At 42.0% G+C, this 13,597-nt stretch carries 19 protein-coding genes; 8 read left to right on the top strand and 11 right to left on the bottom strand.

Features of this window, described 5'->3' with window-relative positions:
• Nucleotides 1-2 precede the first annotated feature (2 nt).
• Both OS173_RS02315 and OS173_RS02310 read left to right on the top strand, forming a co-directional pair.
• On the top strand, nt 3-911 hold the full coding sequence (locus OS173_RS02315; RefSeq protein WP_267182661.1) for a 5'-3' exonuclease: 909 nt from the start codon (nt 3-5) through the stop codon (nt 909-911).
• Complete coding sequence (locus tag OS173_RS02310) at nt 908-2,131, top strand: sigma-54-dependent transcriptional regulator (RefSeq protein ID WP_267182660.1); 1,224 nt, start codon at nt 908-910, stop codon at nt 2,129-2,131. Before OS173_RS02315 ends, OS173_RS02310 begins: the two co-directional genes overlap by 4 nt.
• A 628-nt stretch (nt 2,132-2,759) precedes the next feature.
• Here the strand turns inward: OS173_RS02310 and OS173_RS02305 are convergent.
• From OS173_RS02305 to OS173_RS02290, 4 genes are all read right to left on the bottom strand, one after another.
• Nucleotides 2,760-3,365, bottom strand: coding sequence for an HNH endonuclease (locus OS173_RS02305; protein WP_267182659.1), 606 nt, complete (start codon nt 3,363-3,365; stop codon nt 2,760-2,762).
• Nucleotides 3,366-3,448: 83 nt separating this feature from the next.
• Nucleotides 3,449-4,774, bottom strand: a complete 1,326-nt coding sequence (locus OS173_RS02300; protein ID WP_267182658.1) for a NupC/NupG family nucleoside CNT transporter — start codon at nt 4,772-4,774, stop codon at nt 3,449-3,451.
• Between the two features lie 168 nt (nt 4,775-4,942).
• Nucleotides 4,943-5,158 (bottom strand): hypothetical protein, encoded by a 216-nt coding sequence (locus OS173_RS02295; RefSeq protein WP_267182657.1) that lies wholly within the window; start codon nt 5,156-5,158, stop codon nt 4,943-4,945.
• A gap of 43 nt (nt 5,159-5,201) precedes the next feature.
• Nucleotides 5,202-5,678, bottom strand: a complete 477-nt coding sequence (locus OS173_RS02290) for a glutaredoxin family protein (protein ID WP_267182656.1) — start codon at nt 5,676-5,678, stop codon at nt 5,202-5,204.
• 199 nt (nt 5,679-5,877) lie between these two features.
• Here OS173_RS02290 and OS173_RS02285 point away from each other — a divergent pair, with 199 nt between their 5' ends.
• The 5 genes from OS173_RS02285 (at nt 5,878) to OS173_RS02265 (ending at nt 9,613) form a co-directional block, all read left to right on the top strand.
• Nucleotides 5,878-6,522, top strand: coding sequence for an ankyrin repeat domain-containing protein (locus OS173_RS02285; protein WP_267182708.1), 645 nt, complete (start codon nt 5,878-5,880; stop codon nt 6,520-6,522).
• A 3-nt stretch (nt 6,523-6,525) separates the two neighbouring features.
• Nucleotides 6,526-7,590, top strand: coding sequence for an acyltransferase family protein (locus tag OS173_RS02280; protein WP_267182655.1), 1,065 nt, complete (start codon nt 6,526-6,528; stop codon nt 7,588-7,590).
• 67 nt (nt 7,591-7,657) lie between these two features.
• Entirely contained in the window at nt 7,658-8,050 is a 393-nt protein-coding gene (locus tag OS173_RS02275; RefSeq protein ID WP_267182654.1) for a GntR family transcriptional regulator, read from the top strand.
• Nucleotides 8,043-8,942, top strand: coding sequence for an ABC transporter ATP-binding protein (locus tag OS173_RS02270; RefSeq protein WP_267182653.1), 900 nt, complete (start codon nt 8,043-8,045; stop codon nt 8,940-8,942). Before OS173_RS02275 ends, OS173_RS02270 begins: the two co-directional genes overlap by 8 nt.
• Entirely contained in the window at nt 8,939-9,613 is a 675-nt protein-coding gene (locus tag OS173_RS02265) for an ABC transporter permease (protein ID WP_267182652.1), read from the top strand. Before OS173_RS02270 ends, OS173_RS02265 begins: the two co-directional genes overlap by 4 nt.
• Before the next feature lie 86 nt (nt 9,614-9,699).
• Here OS173_RS02265 and OS173_RS02260 read toward each other — a convergent pair whose 3' ends face one another.
• Both OS173_RS02260 and OS173_RS02255 read right to left on the bottom strand, forming a co-directional pair.
• Nucleotides 9,700-9,840 carry a hypothetical protein gene (locus OS173_RS02260; protein ID WP_267182651.1) on the bottom strand — a complete coding sequence of 47 codons (141 nt, stop codon included), beginning with the start codon at nt 9,838-9,840 and terminating at the stop codon, nt 9,700-9,702.
• A gap of 198 nt (nt 9,841-10,038) precedes the next feature.
• On the bottom strand, nt 10,039-10,584 hold the full coding sequence (locus tag OS173_RS02255) for a hypothetical protein (protein ID WP_267182650.1): 546 nt from the start codon (nt 10,582-10,584) through the stop codon (nt 10,039-10,041).
• A 203-nt stretch (nt 10,585-10,787) separates the two neighbouring features.
• Here OS173_RS02255 and OS173_RS02250 point away from each other — a divergent pair, with 203 nt between their 5' ends.
• Nucleotides 10,788-11,081, top strand: coding sequence for a DUF6916 family protein (locus OS173_RS02250; RefSeq protein ID WP_267182649.1), 294 nt, complete (start codon nt 10,788-10,790; stop codon nt 11,079-11,081).
• Nucleotides 11,082-11,087: 6 nt separating this feature from the next.
• On the opposite strand, the gene OS173_RS02245 is transcribed toward OS173_RS02250, so the two are convergent.
• The 5 genes from OS173_RS02245 to OS173_RS02225 are packed head-to-tail and all read right to left on the bottom strand — an operon-like array spanning nt 11,088 to nt 13,577.
• The gene (locus tag OS173_RS02245; RefSeq protein WP_267182648.1) at nt 11,088-11,624 is read right to left on the bottom strand and encodes a GNAT family N-acetyltransferase; all 537 of its coding nucleotides are present in this window, start codon (nt 11,622-11,624) and stop codon (nt 11,088-11,090) included.
• Entirely contained in the window at nt 11,617-11,973 is a 357-nt protein-coding gene (locus OS173_RS02240) for a DUF6916 family protein (RefSeq protein WP_267182647.1), read from the bottom strand. The genes OS173_RS02245 and OS173_RS02240 overlap by 8 nt, the downstream gene beginning before the upstream one ends.
• 2 nt (nt 11,974-11,975) lie before the next feature.
• The gene (locus tag OS173_RS02235) at nt 11,976-12,515 is read right to left on the bottom strand and encodes a phage tail protein (RefSeq protein ID WP_267182646.1); all 540 of its coding nucleotides are present in this window, start codon (nt 12,513-12,515) and stop codon (nt 11,976-11,978) included.
• 11 nt (nt 12,516-12,526) lie between these two features.
• Nucleotides 12,527-13,051, bottom strand: a complete 525-nt coding sequence (locus OS173_RS02230; protein WP_267182645.1) for a phage tail protein — start codon at nt 13,049-13,051, stop codon at nt 12,527-12,529.
• Between the two features lie 10 nt (nt 13,052-13,061).
• Entirely contained in the window at nt 13,062-13,577 is a 516-nt protein-coding gene (locus tag OS173_RS02225; RefSeq protein ID WP_267182644.1) for a phage tail protein, read from the bottom strand.
• Between the last annotated feature and the right edge of the window lie 20 nt (nt 13,578-13,597).

The following is a 13,597-nucleotide window of genomic DNA, read 5'->3' as shown; positions in this document are numbered from 1 at the left end:
CCATGCAAACAAACAGCGAAACACAAGACAAACCGGTTTTTCTCATTGATGCCAGTGTCTTTGTGTTTCGCAGTTATTATGCGTTGAAACCTGAGTGGTTTACCCAACGTAACGAAGAAGTCCATGCGGTCTATGGCTTTGCCCGGTTTCTCATTCGATTCTTAAAACAAACCAGTCCAAGACACATAGCGGTGGCCTTTGATGAGTCTTTGGCGAGTTCTTTTCGCAATGAAATTTACCCACCCTATAAGGCCAACCGAGAACCGGCTCCGGTTGAGCTCAAGCGCCAATTTGCTTATTGCCAACAAGTCGCAGAGTTATTGGGGATAGCCACCTTTAAAGACCGCCATTATGAAGCCGATGATCTCATTGGTAGTTTATATAAACGACACAGTGACGCCGGCCATAATGTGTGTGTGGTCAGTGCAGATAAGGATTTAGCCCAACTCATTCGTCCCGGCGATTGGTGGTGGGATTACGGTAAATCTAAACCGCTGAGCTATGATGCCATTACCGATAAATTTGGCGTCAGACCTGAACAGATTATTGATTTTCTGGCATTAGCAGGTGATCAGGCAGACAACATTCCCGGCGTCAAAGGTGTTGGTACGAAAACGGCCCAACAGTTATTACATCATTTTGAGGATTTAGAGCACATTCTTAATGACTATCGACAAATAGAATTTTTAGCGATTCGTGGTGCTAAATCATGCATGCAAAAAATCAAAGAGCATCAAGAATTGGCACGTATTTCAAAACTTCTGGCGCAAATAGTGCTTGATGTACCTTTATCCAATAATGCTATAATAAAATCACAAAATGTTGATGAGGGAGCGATGCAAGCGTTTATAGATGATATGAATTTTGGACCATTCTTACGCCGAGAATTGTTTACGGCAGCTTCGTTATGAGTACAGATAAGAAAAGAATTTTAGTGGTCGATGATGAGCCGGATATATTACAATTGTTGGATATCTCACTGACCCGTATGGGATTTAGTGTCTATAAAGCCGAAAGTCTCGGTGCCGCTAAGTACCAGCTGTCAAAATACAGCTTTCATTTATGTTTAACCGACTTTAAATTGCCTGATGGTTTGGGTAGTGATTTAGTTGGTTATGTTCAAGAAAATTATCCACAAATGCCGATTGCGGTAATCACCGCTTTTGGCACCATTAACCATGCTGTGGATACCTTAAAACGTGGTGCTTATGATTTCATCACGAAACCCATCAGTCTCGAAACATTGCGCAATTTGGTGATTGCCGGCTTACAGATTAATCAGCCTCAAAAAAATGACCAACAACAGCATTTACTGGATGCTGATGTGCCATATTTTAATGAACTCAATAAGTCCATTTTAAAATATGCCGAAAGTGGTGTGCCGACCATTATTTATGGGCAATTAGGCAGTTGGAAGGAAGAACTTGCGGTTTTGATTCATAAAAACAGTCGTCATCATGATTCTGCCATCACTTTTATAGATTGTAATAATGATGAGGCCCAATTGATTCCTGATGCCGGTGGAACCTGGGTGTATGCCAATATGGAAGCACTGAGTACTGAAAAACAGGCTCAATTACTTAAGCAACTTAAAACCTTAGATCAAGAACCCCAAATTTTCGTCACCAGTAACTGGTCACCGGAAGAGTTTAAAAACTCATTAGGCATAAAAAAGACGTTATTGCGTCATTTGGTGGTGGGTGAGATAGAAACCAGACCATTAACCACGCTTAATAACCAATTGGCAGCAATCTGTGAGTCTCGATTGGAAACCCTGGCCGAAAAATGGCAAAAAGTACCTTGTAAAATACATCCCACGGCATTGACCAAATTGCGTAATTACAGTTTTCCGGGTAACTTAAAAGAGCTGGACTTAATCCTGTCGAAAGCTGCCATAAATTGTGAAAATCATTTGATTCGTGAAAAAGATATTGAGCTGGAGAATACCGGCTTCAAGCCCCATCTCGATGGTAGTCGTAATTTAGAAAAATACATCGAAGACATCGAAATCCGAGAAATTAATAACGCGTTAGCGAAAACCAATAATAATAAGACCAAGGCGGCAGAATTGCTGGGCATAAGCTTTAGAGCCCTGCGGTATAAAATCAAAAAACTCGGCATCGAACCTTAACCAATCTGAGCGTGAACTTCTGCGTTGGACTTCGACTTCAAGACCAATCACGCACAACTTGTGCGCTCATGGCCATTGAAGCCCAAGCCCGCCTTGACCTTCACGCTCAGATTGGCTAAGGAGATTAGGTGTGAGCGGGACTAAAAGTGCAGGATGGCACTTTTGAACGCACGGAGTGCGGCCCGAAGGGTTGAGTGCAGGACGCACGAAATAATCTCTGCGTTGGGCTTGAACTTTAAGACCAATCACGCACAAATTGTGCATTCATGGCCATTGAATTTGGAATGCTACCGCCTCCGCACACGTGTCATACTCTGGCTTGACCCGAGTATCTCTAAAAATGACAGGCATTACTTGGTTCGCTGATATTCTCGGGTCGGAGCCCGACAATGACATCTCTAATGGGCAGTCTTTCATCGTCGAATCTGTGATTGTAAACTTTGCCGATTAGTGTCAGTTCAAACGCTTGAACAATGGCTTACACACCCCTGACTCCCCTTCTCAAGAGTGGACTTTATCTGCTCTTTCCTCGTTCCCAAGCTGGATAATGTAGATGCTTTTAACCGATTTGATTTTATCAAGTCATCTTGTAGCCGCACCCCTTGCGGTTGCCAAATTCCTAAAAATCTTAGGCTTTAAATTTTCTAAAAGGCGACTTTTTTGGAAAATGGTTCATCAGGTAAACCATTTGATCGGCAATAATATTTTTATTCTGTAAAAATATATATTCGGCATAGTTGGGCGCAAATGGAATCGCGATGAGACGCATATTGGCTTGTAAAGGGGTTCGATCAGCTTTGTGATTGTTGCAGCGTTTGCAAGACGTTACCACATTCCGCCAGGTATCTTTTCCACCTTGTGAAAGCGGTGTGACATGATCGCGCGATAGTAAAAATTTGGCAAACACGTCACCACAATATAAACACATATTCTGGTCGCGCTTGAATAAGGTCTGGTTATTGAGCGGTGGCACATAATGAGCCAGTTGTTTATGCAGGTGGTTGTTATAACCTTTGGTGCCAATGATGGCGGGGATTTTGAATTCGCTTTGGATGCCGGTGCGGGCATTGATGCCGCCGTGGAGATGATGAACAATGGTGCCGTAAGCGTATTGCACCATGTCTAAAGCCATTAATTTAGCAACTTGCGTGGCATTCAGCCATTCAAGTGGCATCCCCGAAGCATCAGTTCTGAGGGTTTGATGCGCCCCGAAGCTAAGCTGGTTAATAAGCATCTCCACAAGTGGTTTATGTCATTAAAAACCAGAAAAGCTAAAAAATCAAGTGTCTCAGTTATTTTCCTTTGATCGGCTTTTGATTAGCCCACCAACATGCCTGCCATAGTGGCCGATAGTAACGAAGCCAGGGTGCCGCCAATCAGGGCTTTAATGCCAAAACTTGAAAGGGTTTTACGCTGACCGGGTGCTAAAGAGCCTATACCCCCCACTTGAATGCCAATGGACGCAAAGTTAGCAAACCCACAAAGCATATAAGTGGCCATTAGAATGGATTTGTCATAGGTTAAGGTCAACCCGGTGGTGGCGTCTTTTAAACGGGCCAGTTGCTCATAGCCGACAAACTCAGAGGCGATAAGTTTGACCCCCAGTAATTGTCCCAATAAAGTGATGTCTTCAACCGCGACACCAATCAGCCACATCAAGGGTGAAAACAGATAACCCAATAAAAATTCCATGGACAAGTTTTCATAAGCGGTATTAGCAGCAATCCAACTATTAATTGAAAGCCAATCGCCAATTGCAGCCAGACCAAAGTTCATCATGGCTAGAAAAGCAAAGAACACCAATAACATGGCGCCTACATTAATGGCTAAATTAACGCCTTCCGTGGTACCGTTGGATAAGGCATCAATAAAATTAGAACCCACCGATTCATGGGAAATTTCGACATTAGAGTTAATTTCTTCCGTTTGTGGATACAGCATTTTTGCAATCACAATCGCGCCTGGAGCCGCCATCACTGAAGCCGCTAATAAATGCTTCGCGTAAAAAATCTGTTGGGCCTTATCTTCACCACCTAAAAACCCCACATAAGCCGCTAAGACGCCGCCGGCGACAGTCGCCATGCCGCCAATCATCACCAAAAGAATTTCAGAGCGGTTCATTTTCTCCAGGTATTTTTTAATCATTAAAGGTGATTCAGTCTGACCTAAGAAGATATTGCCGGCCACTGATAAACTTTCAGCGCCAGATATCTTCAGGGCTTTGGTCAATAACCAAGCCAGGCCTTTTACAATTTTTTGAATAATCCCTAAATAGAATAGCACTGAGGTCAGGGCGGAAAAGAAAATAATGGTGGGTAATATCATCACCGCAAAGTTAATCAACGGTGATTCAATCTCGCCGGTTCCGAAAGAGCGGAATAAAAATGCCGTCCCGGCTTTTGTAAACTCCATAATATGGACAAAGAAACTTCCGATGCCTTCAAAGATGGCCTGTACAAAAGGCACAAATAATACCCCGATGGCCAGCAACATCTGAATGCCTAAGCCAATGCCCACCACCTTCCAGTTGATGGCTTTGCGATTACTGGAAAAGGCATAAGCAATGACAATCAAAGTCAGCAAGCCCAACAGGCCGCGCAACATTGATTCCACAGAAAATCCAACAGAAGGAATGGCATCCATAAGCACACATGAAATTTAAAACCCATTGATTATAAAAGACCACAGATAAAATAACAGCTTTTTAACATTCTTAGTGAAAAAACATGTCTTATCAGGACTTATTTATCATATCAAAAAGAAGTCGGGGTTTGATTTTTTCATAAAACAAACGCTCAATAAAAAATCTAATTAACCGCCTTGGTCTTCCAGCGCTTGACGTCGTTTTTCATCGGCTTCATGAATTAATTTTTCCGGGTCTTTGGCTTTTTGAATTATCTTCTCCTGGTCGCTGAGCATATGTTCTTTATTATCGGATCTGGCGTTGTTCATTTCTGAATCTGAAGGTGTTTCACCACAGGAGTAAAGCCACGTAATTAAAACCAATATGACAATTAATTGGCGCATTTTCTCTGTCCTCAAAAGTGGCGTATAAAGAATTTAGCTTTCATTATAAGTCATTATACCAGCGTTCAAATCGCGGTTTACTAAAACCCTGCATCTGCTTTCTCTTGGCCACCAGTAAGGGTACACCGGTTCCGCCTAATTGCTCGTAACGCTGTTTTGCCTTAAGATTTTTTTCAATATCGTATTCAACGTAGCGTATTTTGTTATCTTGAAAATAAGCGCGGGCTTTTTTGCAATAGCCACACCAGCTCGCCGAATACATGGTGACTTTTTGTTTCTTTTTATAGGGTTTGTCACTGCCATCGGCTACTGTTTTGATTTGATTGCCGGAGTTATTCAGTTGCGATAAATCCGGCGTATGTGGTTTTATTTTAATTTCCTCGCTCTGCTGATTCTCCGGCTTTTTATCGCTGTAATGTATATTGCCCTGGGCATCCACCCACTTAAAGACCTCGGCCTGGACCCATGGTGCCGTGAGAAGTGTAGCGAATAAACAGAAAATAATGCGTAATTTAGTCATGTGTTGTTATGTGATGATTTGCTAAAAAGTATAGCCTAAAGTCGGTTAATCGTCAGTTATAAATTATGTATCTCTGCCTTTGTAATGACTAATTAATAATTTTTACTTATGAAATTATCTTGACAATAAAATGATTGTGTATATACTGTGCATACCAAATATATACAGCATGTAAAGAATAAAACCGATGAGGACTTTGATGACCCATAAATCAGGCTACATCAATACCACTCCAATTAACCCATATAGATGGAAGGGCACGAATATGAATAAAGAACAAATAATTAAAATGAAAAGTATATTGGCTTTAGTCATGTTTTCCATGATTTTGATCATTTCTGGCTGTGGTCAAGACGATGTGAGTGATCATTCTTCAAAAAAACCAAAACCGCCAGTCATTGATATCCACACAGCTGTTATTTCCGGGGATATTAATGCCATAAAGCAGCATATTTCGGCTGGCACTCATATTAATCAGAAAGACCCGTTTGGGGGGTCCAGTCCATTAATCAGTGCTGCTTTATTTAATCAGCCGGAAATTGTCACATTATTACTTGATGCCGGTGCCAACATCGATTTCAAAAATAATGACGGATCAACGGCTTTGCATGTCGCTGCGTTTTTTTGTCGCCCGGACATCGTTAAATTACTTCTCAATAGGGGAGCGGATAAATCGCTTTTAAATAACAGCGGCAGTACAGCTCACGATACTGTTGCTGGCCCATTTGAGGCGGTGAAACCGATTTACGATATGCTGGGTCAATCATTAGCACCCATGGGCTTACGCTTAGATTATGACCAGCTCAAGGCGACCAGACCTCAAGTTGCGGCTCTGTTGAAGTAAACAATGAACTTAAATCCTAATTACAGAAGGCATGATATTGATTGGTTGCGAGTCATTTCCATCGGCTTATTGATTGTTTATCACGTGGCCATCGGCTTTCAGTCCTGGGGTCTGATGATTGGTTTTATTACTAACAAAGAATCCTGGGCCGGTCTGTGGACACCCATGTCGTTAATCAATGTTTGGCGCATTCCCATCCTGTTTTTTGTTTCCGGTATGGGGGTGTTTTTTGCACTTCAGAAAAGAAACTGGGTTGAGTTGATTAAAGAGCGCTCAAGAAGAATTTTATTGCCTTTTGTTTTTGGTGCGCTTTTTGTGGTGCCGGTGCATATTTTGATTTTACAATCGTATTATTCCTGGCAACTTAGCTTCAGTCCTGGTGTATCCCATTTATGGTTTTTAGGGAATATTTTTAGCTACACTTTACTATTTTTGCCACTTTTTGTGTGGATTAAAAAATACCCGAATGGACGTTTGGTTTCAGGGTTAAAGCGCCTGTTCAGCATGCCTTTTGGATTTTGTATTGTTCTGATCATTTTTGCTATGGAAGCACTGGTATTAAAGCCAATACCTTTTGAATTATATGCCATGACTGCTCATGGTTACTTTCTTGGTTTAATGGCTTTCTTCTTTGGTTATGTTTTTGTTCTCTGCGGCAAACCAATCTTAGACAATTTATTAACCTGGCGATGGGTGTTTTTTCTCATGGCCCTGTTCATGTCTATCTATCGAATTAATCAAGGTCAAATGGCTGCTTATCTGGTGTCCATTGAATCCAATCTGTGGATATTCTCCATCCTGGCCTTTGCCTACAAGCATCTAAACTACCCCAGTCAGGTTTTACGTTATTTAAGTCAAAGTGCCTATCCGGTTTACATTATTCATATGATTGTTTTGTATGCTGCTTCTTATTTTATTTTCCCGCTTAATTTTGATGTTAGATTGAAATTTTTAGTGGTTGTTGTTGTGACATTGGCCGGTTCATTGGGTTTGTATGAATGTCTGATAAGGCGATGGGTCTTTATCAGGCCCTTCTTCGGATTAAAAACGAACCAATCGGTGTCATGAAGGATGACTTGATTTATGGAGACCACTGCTTATACTGTGAATATCTATTATGTACAGCAATTAAGCCATGAAAAAAATATTTGCCTTATCACAAAAAGATGGCAGGCCCATGTATTTGCAAATCATGGAACAGATTAAACAGCTGGTGGCGCAGGGTGATTGGGCGCAAGGCGAAAAAGTGCCCTCAATTAGAGAGTTGGCAGTGGCAACAAGCGTCAGTGTGATAACTGTCAAAAGAGCTTATCAGGAATTGGAGCGGGAAGGGGTGTTGGTAACACAGCAGGGTATTGGTTCTTTTGTGGCAAACAATGAGAATCTGAACGATCTGATTATACACAATGAAATTGATAAACATCTGAAGCAGGCGTTATCTCATGCCGGCAACTATGGGATTTCAGTAACCGATTTAAAAAAACGCTTACAACAATTATCGGAACAAAAAGAGAGTGATAATGAATGACAAGGCCTTTGAAATGATTGACGTGAGTCGTCAGTATGAACATTTTAGTTTGCAAAGTATCAGTTTGCATTTAGATCAAGGTGGCATTATGGGTCTCATTGGACCCAATGGTGCCGGAAAATCAACCCTTATCAGTATTCTGATGGGATTGGTGTCAGCAGATTGCGGTGATGTTACTGTGTTAGGTCATCGAATTCCAGCGTTTCAGGTTCTTGCCAAATCTGATATTGGTTATGTTTCAGAAGACATGCGATTATATAAAAATGCCACATTAGACTGGCACATGGAATTTATTAGGAAAGTATTTCCTGAAAAATGGGACAAGCAATATGCCGATAAATTACTCACTGAATTTGATTTGATTCCGAACCAAAAAATGAAAGGCATGTCACATGGACAGCGGGTCAAAGCCGGCTTGCTTTTGATATTGGCCAGACATCCACGATTACTTATTTTAGATGAACCCACCACCGGTTTAGACCCGGTCGCCAGAAAAGAAGTCAATAATCAACTCATGGCTGTATTGGCGGACGACAGCCGAAGTATTTTGTTTTCTTCTCATAACACCCGGGACGTTGAGCAATTATCTGATCACATCACATTTATAGATCGCGGTCAAATAGTGAACAGCGATGACAAGGAAACCTTTATAGAAAAATGGCGGCGGGTGCGGCTGACCGTTGACGGAAAACACAACATAACGATGAATACTCATATCAAAGAAGTGGTCGAAATTGGCCAAACCCTCAGTTTAGTTATCCATGATTGTAACGATCAGGTTTTGGCCGATTTAACGGATAGAGGCGGTCACATTCAACAGGTTGAATACATGAGTTTGGAAGAAATTTTCGTCGCCGAAGTGGAGACCAAGCGTCAAAGGAGAACCTCATGAAATCATCCATTATTAAAGCGCTGGTCATAAAAGATATTCAATTCAATAAATATCCATTATTGGCTTACTTAGTGGTGGGATTGATTGGCCTATGGTTGCTCACCTGGGAACATTCCGGTGCCTTTTATGGCGGGGTTACTATAATATTGTCAATGATTATTATTGCGGGCGCTCAAATGATAATTACCACCGTAACCACAGAGAGAAGTGATCACAATTTACCATTTATACTGAGCTTGCCGATAACCTTTCTTCAATACACCCACGCCAAGATTGTGGCCAATCTGACCGTATTTGTGTCTTTTTGGGTAATCATCGTCAGTGGTTTGATGTGGGTAATCTTTACTCAAGAAGCCATTCCGAATGGGTTGGCTGTTTATAGCATTATTTTAATGCTAGAAATGTTGGCGGTTTTTTTCTTGCTACTGTTTGTTGGATTGGTCAGTGAATCTCAGACCTGGACAATTGTGGTACTGACCATCACCAATATTGGTCTATCACTATTTATGTTCTGGCTGTCAAGCATAACGGACATTCAAAAATATATGGAGGCCGCATCGCCGGTATGGAACAGTACCGCGTTAACAATTATTGCAGCTGAAGTGGGCTTTATAATTTTGTGTTTGGGTCTAACTTATTATCTGCAATTCAGAAAAAGAGACTTTTTGTAGAAGGTTAATGGCTGTCCTCGTTCCGCGATAGATGTTTTTTCAAGTAGGAGTTGATTCAGTTTCTGTGGCCCTGAAACTAATAAGTATTAACCGCCTTGACCTTCAAGCGCCTGACGGTGTTTTTTATCGTCTTGGTGAATTAATTTTTCGGTGTCTTTGGCTTTTTGAATTATCTTCTCCTGGTCGCTGAGCATATGCTCTTTATTGTCAGATCTGGCGTTTGGCAACGAACACAGCTTTATTCGTTCTCCGTTGAAGTGGCATTAAAGTGGTTAGGGTATGCGACCTGGAACGAGGAGAGATCCCTAATAACGAAGTTTAAATTTTTTTGTAATCAACGATTGTAGATAATTGTTTGAAATAAAAAACGACTTACCTGTCAGCGCGCATTGCCCGGACGGGTAAGTCGTTCTTTGATGACAGCTTTAATTTCCGTGACAAGCAGCGCCATCTGTGAAATTGTAATTAGCGTCATATTTTACACAACCACCGGTCCAGTCTTTTGATTGACAGTCGGTTGATTCAGCGTACAAATGACTTTCAAGAATTTTCAAATCACCCTGGGCGCGGGTGAGTTCAGGCGCAGGCAAATAAGAAGTTTCCTTTTTAGCTTTGGCGCAAGTTTTGACGCCGCCTTCGATATAGCCTTCAAATTTACCCTTGGCATCCAGACAAACCTCAATGCTGGTGCCCGAAACACTACCAACATCGCGATAAACCAACTGGTTGATTCTGGCAATGGGCATGTTGTGCCATAAGTCCGTGTGTGTGGTAATGTTTACACAGGAACAAGCCTGCACAGATTTTGTGGCAAGTGCAATCCCGCCGCTGGCAATATCATTATGATTAAAAAAGTGAAATTCAACAGGCTTCTTTGACTGGTTACATAATTGGGCGTTTATGTTCACGTCGGCTAAAGCATACCCTGAGAGCAGTGTCAGGCAGAGCCCTTTAAATAATTTAGTTTTCATAATATTTCCTCTAAGTTACTGTTTTGTATATCCATTTATAAGATTATCCCCAAATATAATCATAGCAAAATATGGTTATAATTCATAGAATTTTAGTTGTTATTATTTTCAAAACTGAGAGTTCTCCCATGGGCGAGTTTTTTCTACTCTAATGTCTGTAGCAAGTGAGTACGCTATAATAGGGGGTTTAAGAACTGATAACTATGACTTTACCGAATAAAAAACAATTTGAGCAATACAGTGGGGATGAATTTGGGATTACTTTTGTACAGGATCAACCCGTATCGTGTCGTATAGAAGAAGTTAAAGCCGGGCTTCAGCCTCAGAATAAATCGCAGAATGAACAATTTTCAGTGGTGTTTTCATGTGATGAAAAACAGGTGTTTGAGCAAGGTGTTTATCAGGTTTCTCATTCAAAGATGGGGGAATTTGAACTGTTTTTAGTGCCGGTTTTTGGCGACGATAAAGGTGTGCACTATGAGGCTGTTTTTACTTAAAAGAGATTAACCGGATTGGTTCTTTTTCGCTGATTTTGGGTACCATTCCATATATTGGTATACACCTTTGTCTTCCACCTGTTGGAAACCATGTTTCAGGTACCATTGGTAGGCCGGATTGAAGTTCTCCACATGGATGACTATTTTCTTCTTTGTTGCCTGAGCTTCTATTAATAACTCTTTAAGCAGTTTAGTACCAAGTCCGCTGCCGCGATGTTGTGTGAGTAATGCCACATCAATCAAACATATTGAGTTTTCATCACGGTCAATATAAATCCGCCCAATGGGTTTTTTGTCTTTTAGAATCAGTAATTTTTCAGCTTTAGGGTAGTGGCTGTTGTAGTGTTCATGTTGCGCGGTAAACTGTTGGTCTAGAAATTCGATGCGTTGTTCATCATTCCACGGAGCTTGAAGCACCTCTTGCCATCTAGTGCTGCGATACAACTCAGAAAGAAAAGCCATATCCTTATTAGATATGGCTTTGAATAAAACACTTTTCGGTATAAATTTGAACGACTTTTGGTTCAACCAATTTTCAGGCATGCGTTCTCCGGTTAAAGACCGCCTGTAGTTGATTTTTATTAACAGGTGTCATAAAAATCTCGTGCTTAATACCCTTGTGATCAGTCAAATGGTAAATTTTTTCTTGTAAATGACCATCCGGATTATGAACGTCGAAAGTAAGCACAAACTGTTGATGGTCCTTATTTTTTGTGGGCAATTGGTGGCCACTTAAGGTCATTTTAAGTCCATCATCTGTTTGCATGCTGTGTCCAGCTTCAAAATTGATTGAACTTGTTTTAATTGAAGAGGAATGAACCATCACCGGGCTGGTCAGCACAGATGCGCCCAAGCCGCCAAGGATTGTTTTTGCAAATAGTCTTCTGTTCATAATTAGCTCCTGGAAGGATACAGGCCCACCAATGCGATAATGAAATTAATCACGATTAAGGGCTGTAAATTGTTATGGGCTTGTGATCCGCCAGTGTTACTGGTGGGGTTCATTGGGCTGAGATTAGATGATCCGTCTGCGTAGAACTGGCCACTGGCTGATGTGCTGGCCATATAGTGACCAGCCGGATCAGGTGTATTGGCACCGCCTCCTGAAATGCCTCCTGCATTGGCATCAGCTATTATGCTGTGTTGATGTGAGGGGATTTGCGCTTCGGTTAAGGTGACAGTTTCTGTGCCACCACGTTCTCCCAGTCTTCGGTCTGTTAAGCCCGGTCCCCGACCAGGATGCATGGCTGCTCTGCCTTCCAGATTAGGGAGTGCCGTGGTTGTTCTTCCGTCGCCACCGTAGGTGGTGCCAATCAAGGAAAAAAGCGCTGTATTTTGAGATACCGGTAATAACTGGCCATTGCAAAAGGCCCAGCCTCTTGGGGCAAAATTACCTGCGAAAATTCTGATTTCTGCGATAAATGGTTCTGACATAATAATTCTCCTTAATGCCTGGATGGGTAAATACCGACCAAGGCAATGATGTAATGAACGCACAAAAACGGCATGAGATTGTTGTGGCTTCTTGATTCGCCTACGTTGTTTGTTGCGTTGTTATTCAGTGTTGTGTTGTTAGCCGAAAGCGCTTGAACATAGAGGTTTGAACCTGCAGTGTCTCTGGCTAAATGACCTGTGGGTGTGGCTGAAGAGCCTGGGGTATTGGCCGCTAACAGTTCATGCCGATGGTTGGGCATTTGATTTACCGTGAGGGTTTCTTTTTCGCTGCCCGATTTCGACCCTAAGCGTCGAGGACTCAAACCCGGTCCGTCGCCAGCATGCATGGCTAATCGGCCACGCATATCGGGTAATCCAAAAGTGGTTTGCCCATCACCGCCGTAAATGGTTCCTAATAGGCTGAATAAAGCATCATTTTGTGATACGGCTAATAATTGCCCATCACAAAAAGCCCAGCCTCTTGGTGCAAAGTTTCCTGCAAACATGCGTACTTCGCCGACAAATGGTTCTGACATAATTTTTCTCCTAATTTCGTGATGGGAATAAACCTTGTAGGGCAATGCAATAATTCATTACCAAAAAAGGTTGCATATTATTATGCGCCTGACCACCCCCCACATTGGCTACCGTGTTCTCTCCCATGGCTGCCGTTCCTGTTGTATTATAAGGCTTGCCATTATTGGCTGCCGGTAACAGTGTATTGGTGGGTGTGGCTTCACTGGCTGTATTGCTGGTGCCGTTAACAGGGTGTTGGTGCTGCGGGATTTCAGACGTTGACAAAGTATGTGTTTCTTCGCCGGTTTTCTGCCCCAGTGTGTGATTGGTTCCACCGTCACTTTGACCGGCATGGATCGGCACGCGTCCCCGCACATCAGGTAAGGCAAATGATGTTCTGCCATCGCCCCCGTAGGTGGTACCCAGTAAGGAATATAAAGATTGGTTTTGGTTGATGGGTAATATTTGGCCATCACAAAAAGCCCAGCCTCTGGGCGCAAAATTAAAACCAACGATTCTGATTTCTGCTAAAAATGGTTCAGACATATAACACCCCCTTTATAAGA

This window comes from Marinicella gelatinilytica, assembly GCF_026410405.1.
GTDB lineage: Bacteria > Pseudomonadota > Gammaproteobacteria > Xanthomonadales > Marinicellaceae > Marinicella > Marinicella gelatinilytica.
This window is presented reverse-complemented; position numbering and strand designations above follow the sequence as displayed.

Coding starts and splice junctions, on each gene's coding strand:
- OS173_RS02245 (WP_267182648.1), bottom strand. CDS start 11,624: ATGCCTGAAAATTGGTTGAACCAAAAGTCGTTCAAATTTATACCGAAA.
- OS173_RS02240 (WP_267182647.1), bottom strand. CDS start 11,973: ATGAACAGAAGACTATTTGCAAAAACAATCCTTGGCGGCTTGGGCGCA.
- OS173_RS02290 (WP_267182656.1), bottom strand. CDS start 5,678: ATGACTAAATTACGCATTATTTTCTGTTTATTCGCTACACTTCTCACG.
- OS173_RS02295 (WP_267182657.1), bottom strand. CDS start 5,158: ATGCGCCAATTAATTGTCATATTGGTTTTAATTACGTGGCTTTACTCC.
- OS173_RS02265 (WP_267182652.1), top strand. CDS start 8,939: ATGAAATCATCCATTATTAAAGCGCTGGTCATAAAAGATATTCAATTC.
- OS173_RS02270 (WP_267182653.1), top strand. CDS start 8,043: ATGAATGACAAGGCCTTTGAAATGATTGACGTGAGTCGTCAGTATGAA.
- OS173_RS02315 (WP_267182661.1), top strand. CDS start 3: ATGCAAACAAACAGCGAAACACAAGACAAACCGGTTTTTCTCATTGAT.
- OS173_RS02225 (WP_267182644.1), bottom strand. CDS start 13,577: ATGTCTGAACCATTTTTAGCAGAAATCAGAATCGTTGGTTTTAATTTT.
- OS173_RS02255 (WP_267182650.1), bottom strand. CDS start 10,584: ATGAAAACTAAATTATTTAAAGGGCTCTGCCTGACACTGCTCTCAGGG.
- OS173_RS02275 (WP_267182654.1), top strand. CDS start 7,658: ATGAAAAAAATATTTGCCTTATCACAAAAAGATGGCAGGCCCATGTAT.
- OS173_RS02300 (WP_267182658.1), bottom strand. CDS start 4,774: ATGGATGCCATTCCTTCTGTTGGATTTTCTGTGGAATCAATGTTGCGC.
- OS173_RS02280 (WP_267182655.1), top strand. CDS start 6,526: ATGAACTTAAATCCTAATTACAGAAGGCATGATATTGATTGGTTGCGA.
- OS173_RS02250 (WP_267182649.1), top strand. CDS start 10,788: ATGACTTTACCGAATAAAAAACAATTTGAGCAATACAGTGGGGATGAA.
- OS173_RS02310 (WP_267182660.1), top strand. CDS start 908: ATGAGTACAGATAAGAAAAGAATTTTAGTGGTCGATGATGAGCCGGAT.
- OS173_RS02285 (WP_267182708.1), top strand. CDS start 5,878: ATGACCCATAAATCAGGCTACATCAATACCACTCCAATTAACCCATAT.
- OS173_RS02235 (WP_267182646.1), bottom strand. CDS start 12,515: ATGTCAGAACCATTTATCGCAGAAATCAGAATTTTCGCAGGTAATTTT.
- OS173_RS02305 (WP_267182659.1), bottom strand. CDS start 3,365: ATGCTTATTAACCAGCTTAGCTTCGGGGCGCATCAAACCCTCAGAACT.
- OS173_RS02230 (WP_267182645.1), bottom strand. CDS start 13,051: ATGTCAGAACCATTTGTCGGCGAAGTACGCATGTTTGCAGGAAACTTT.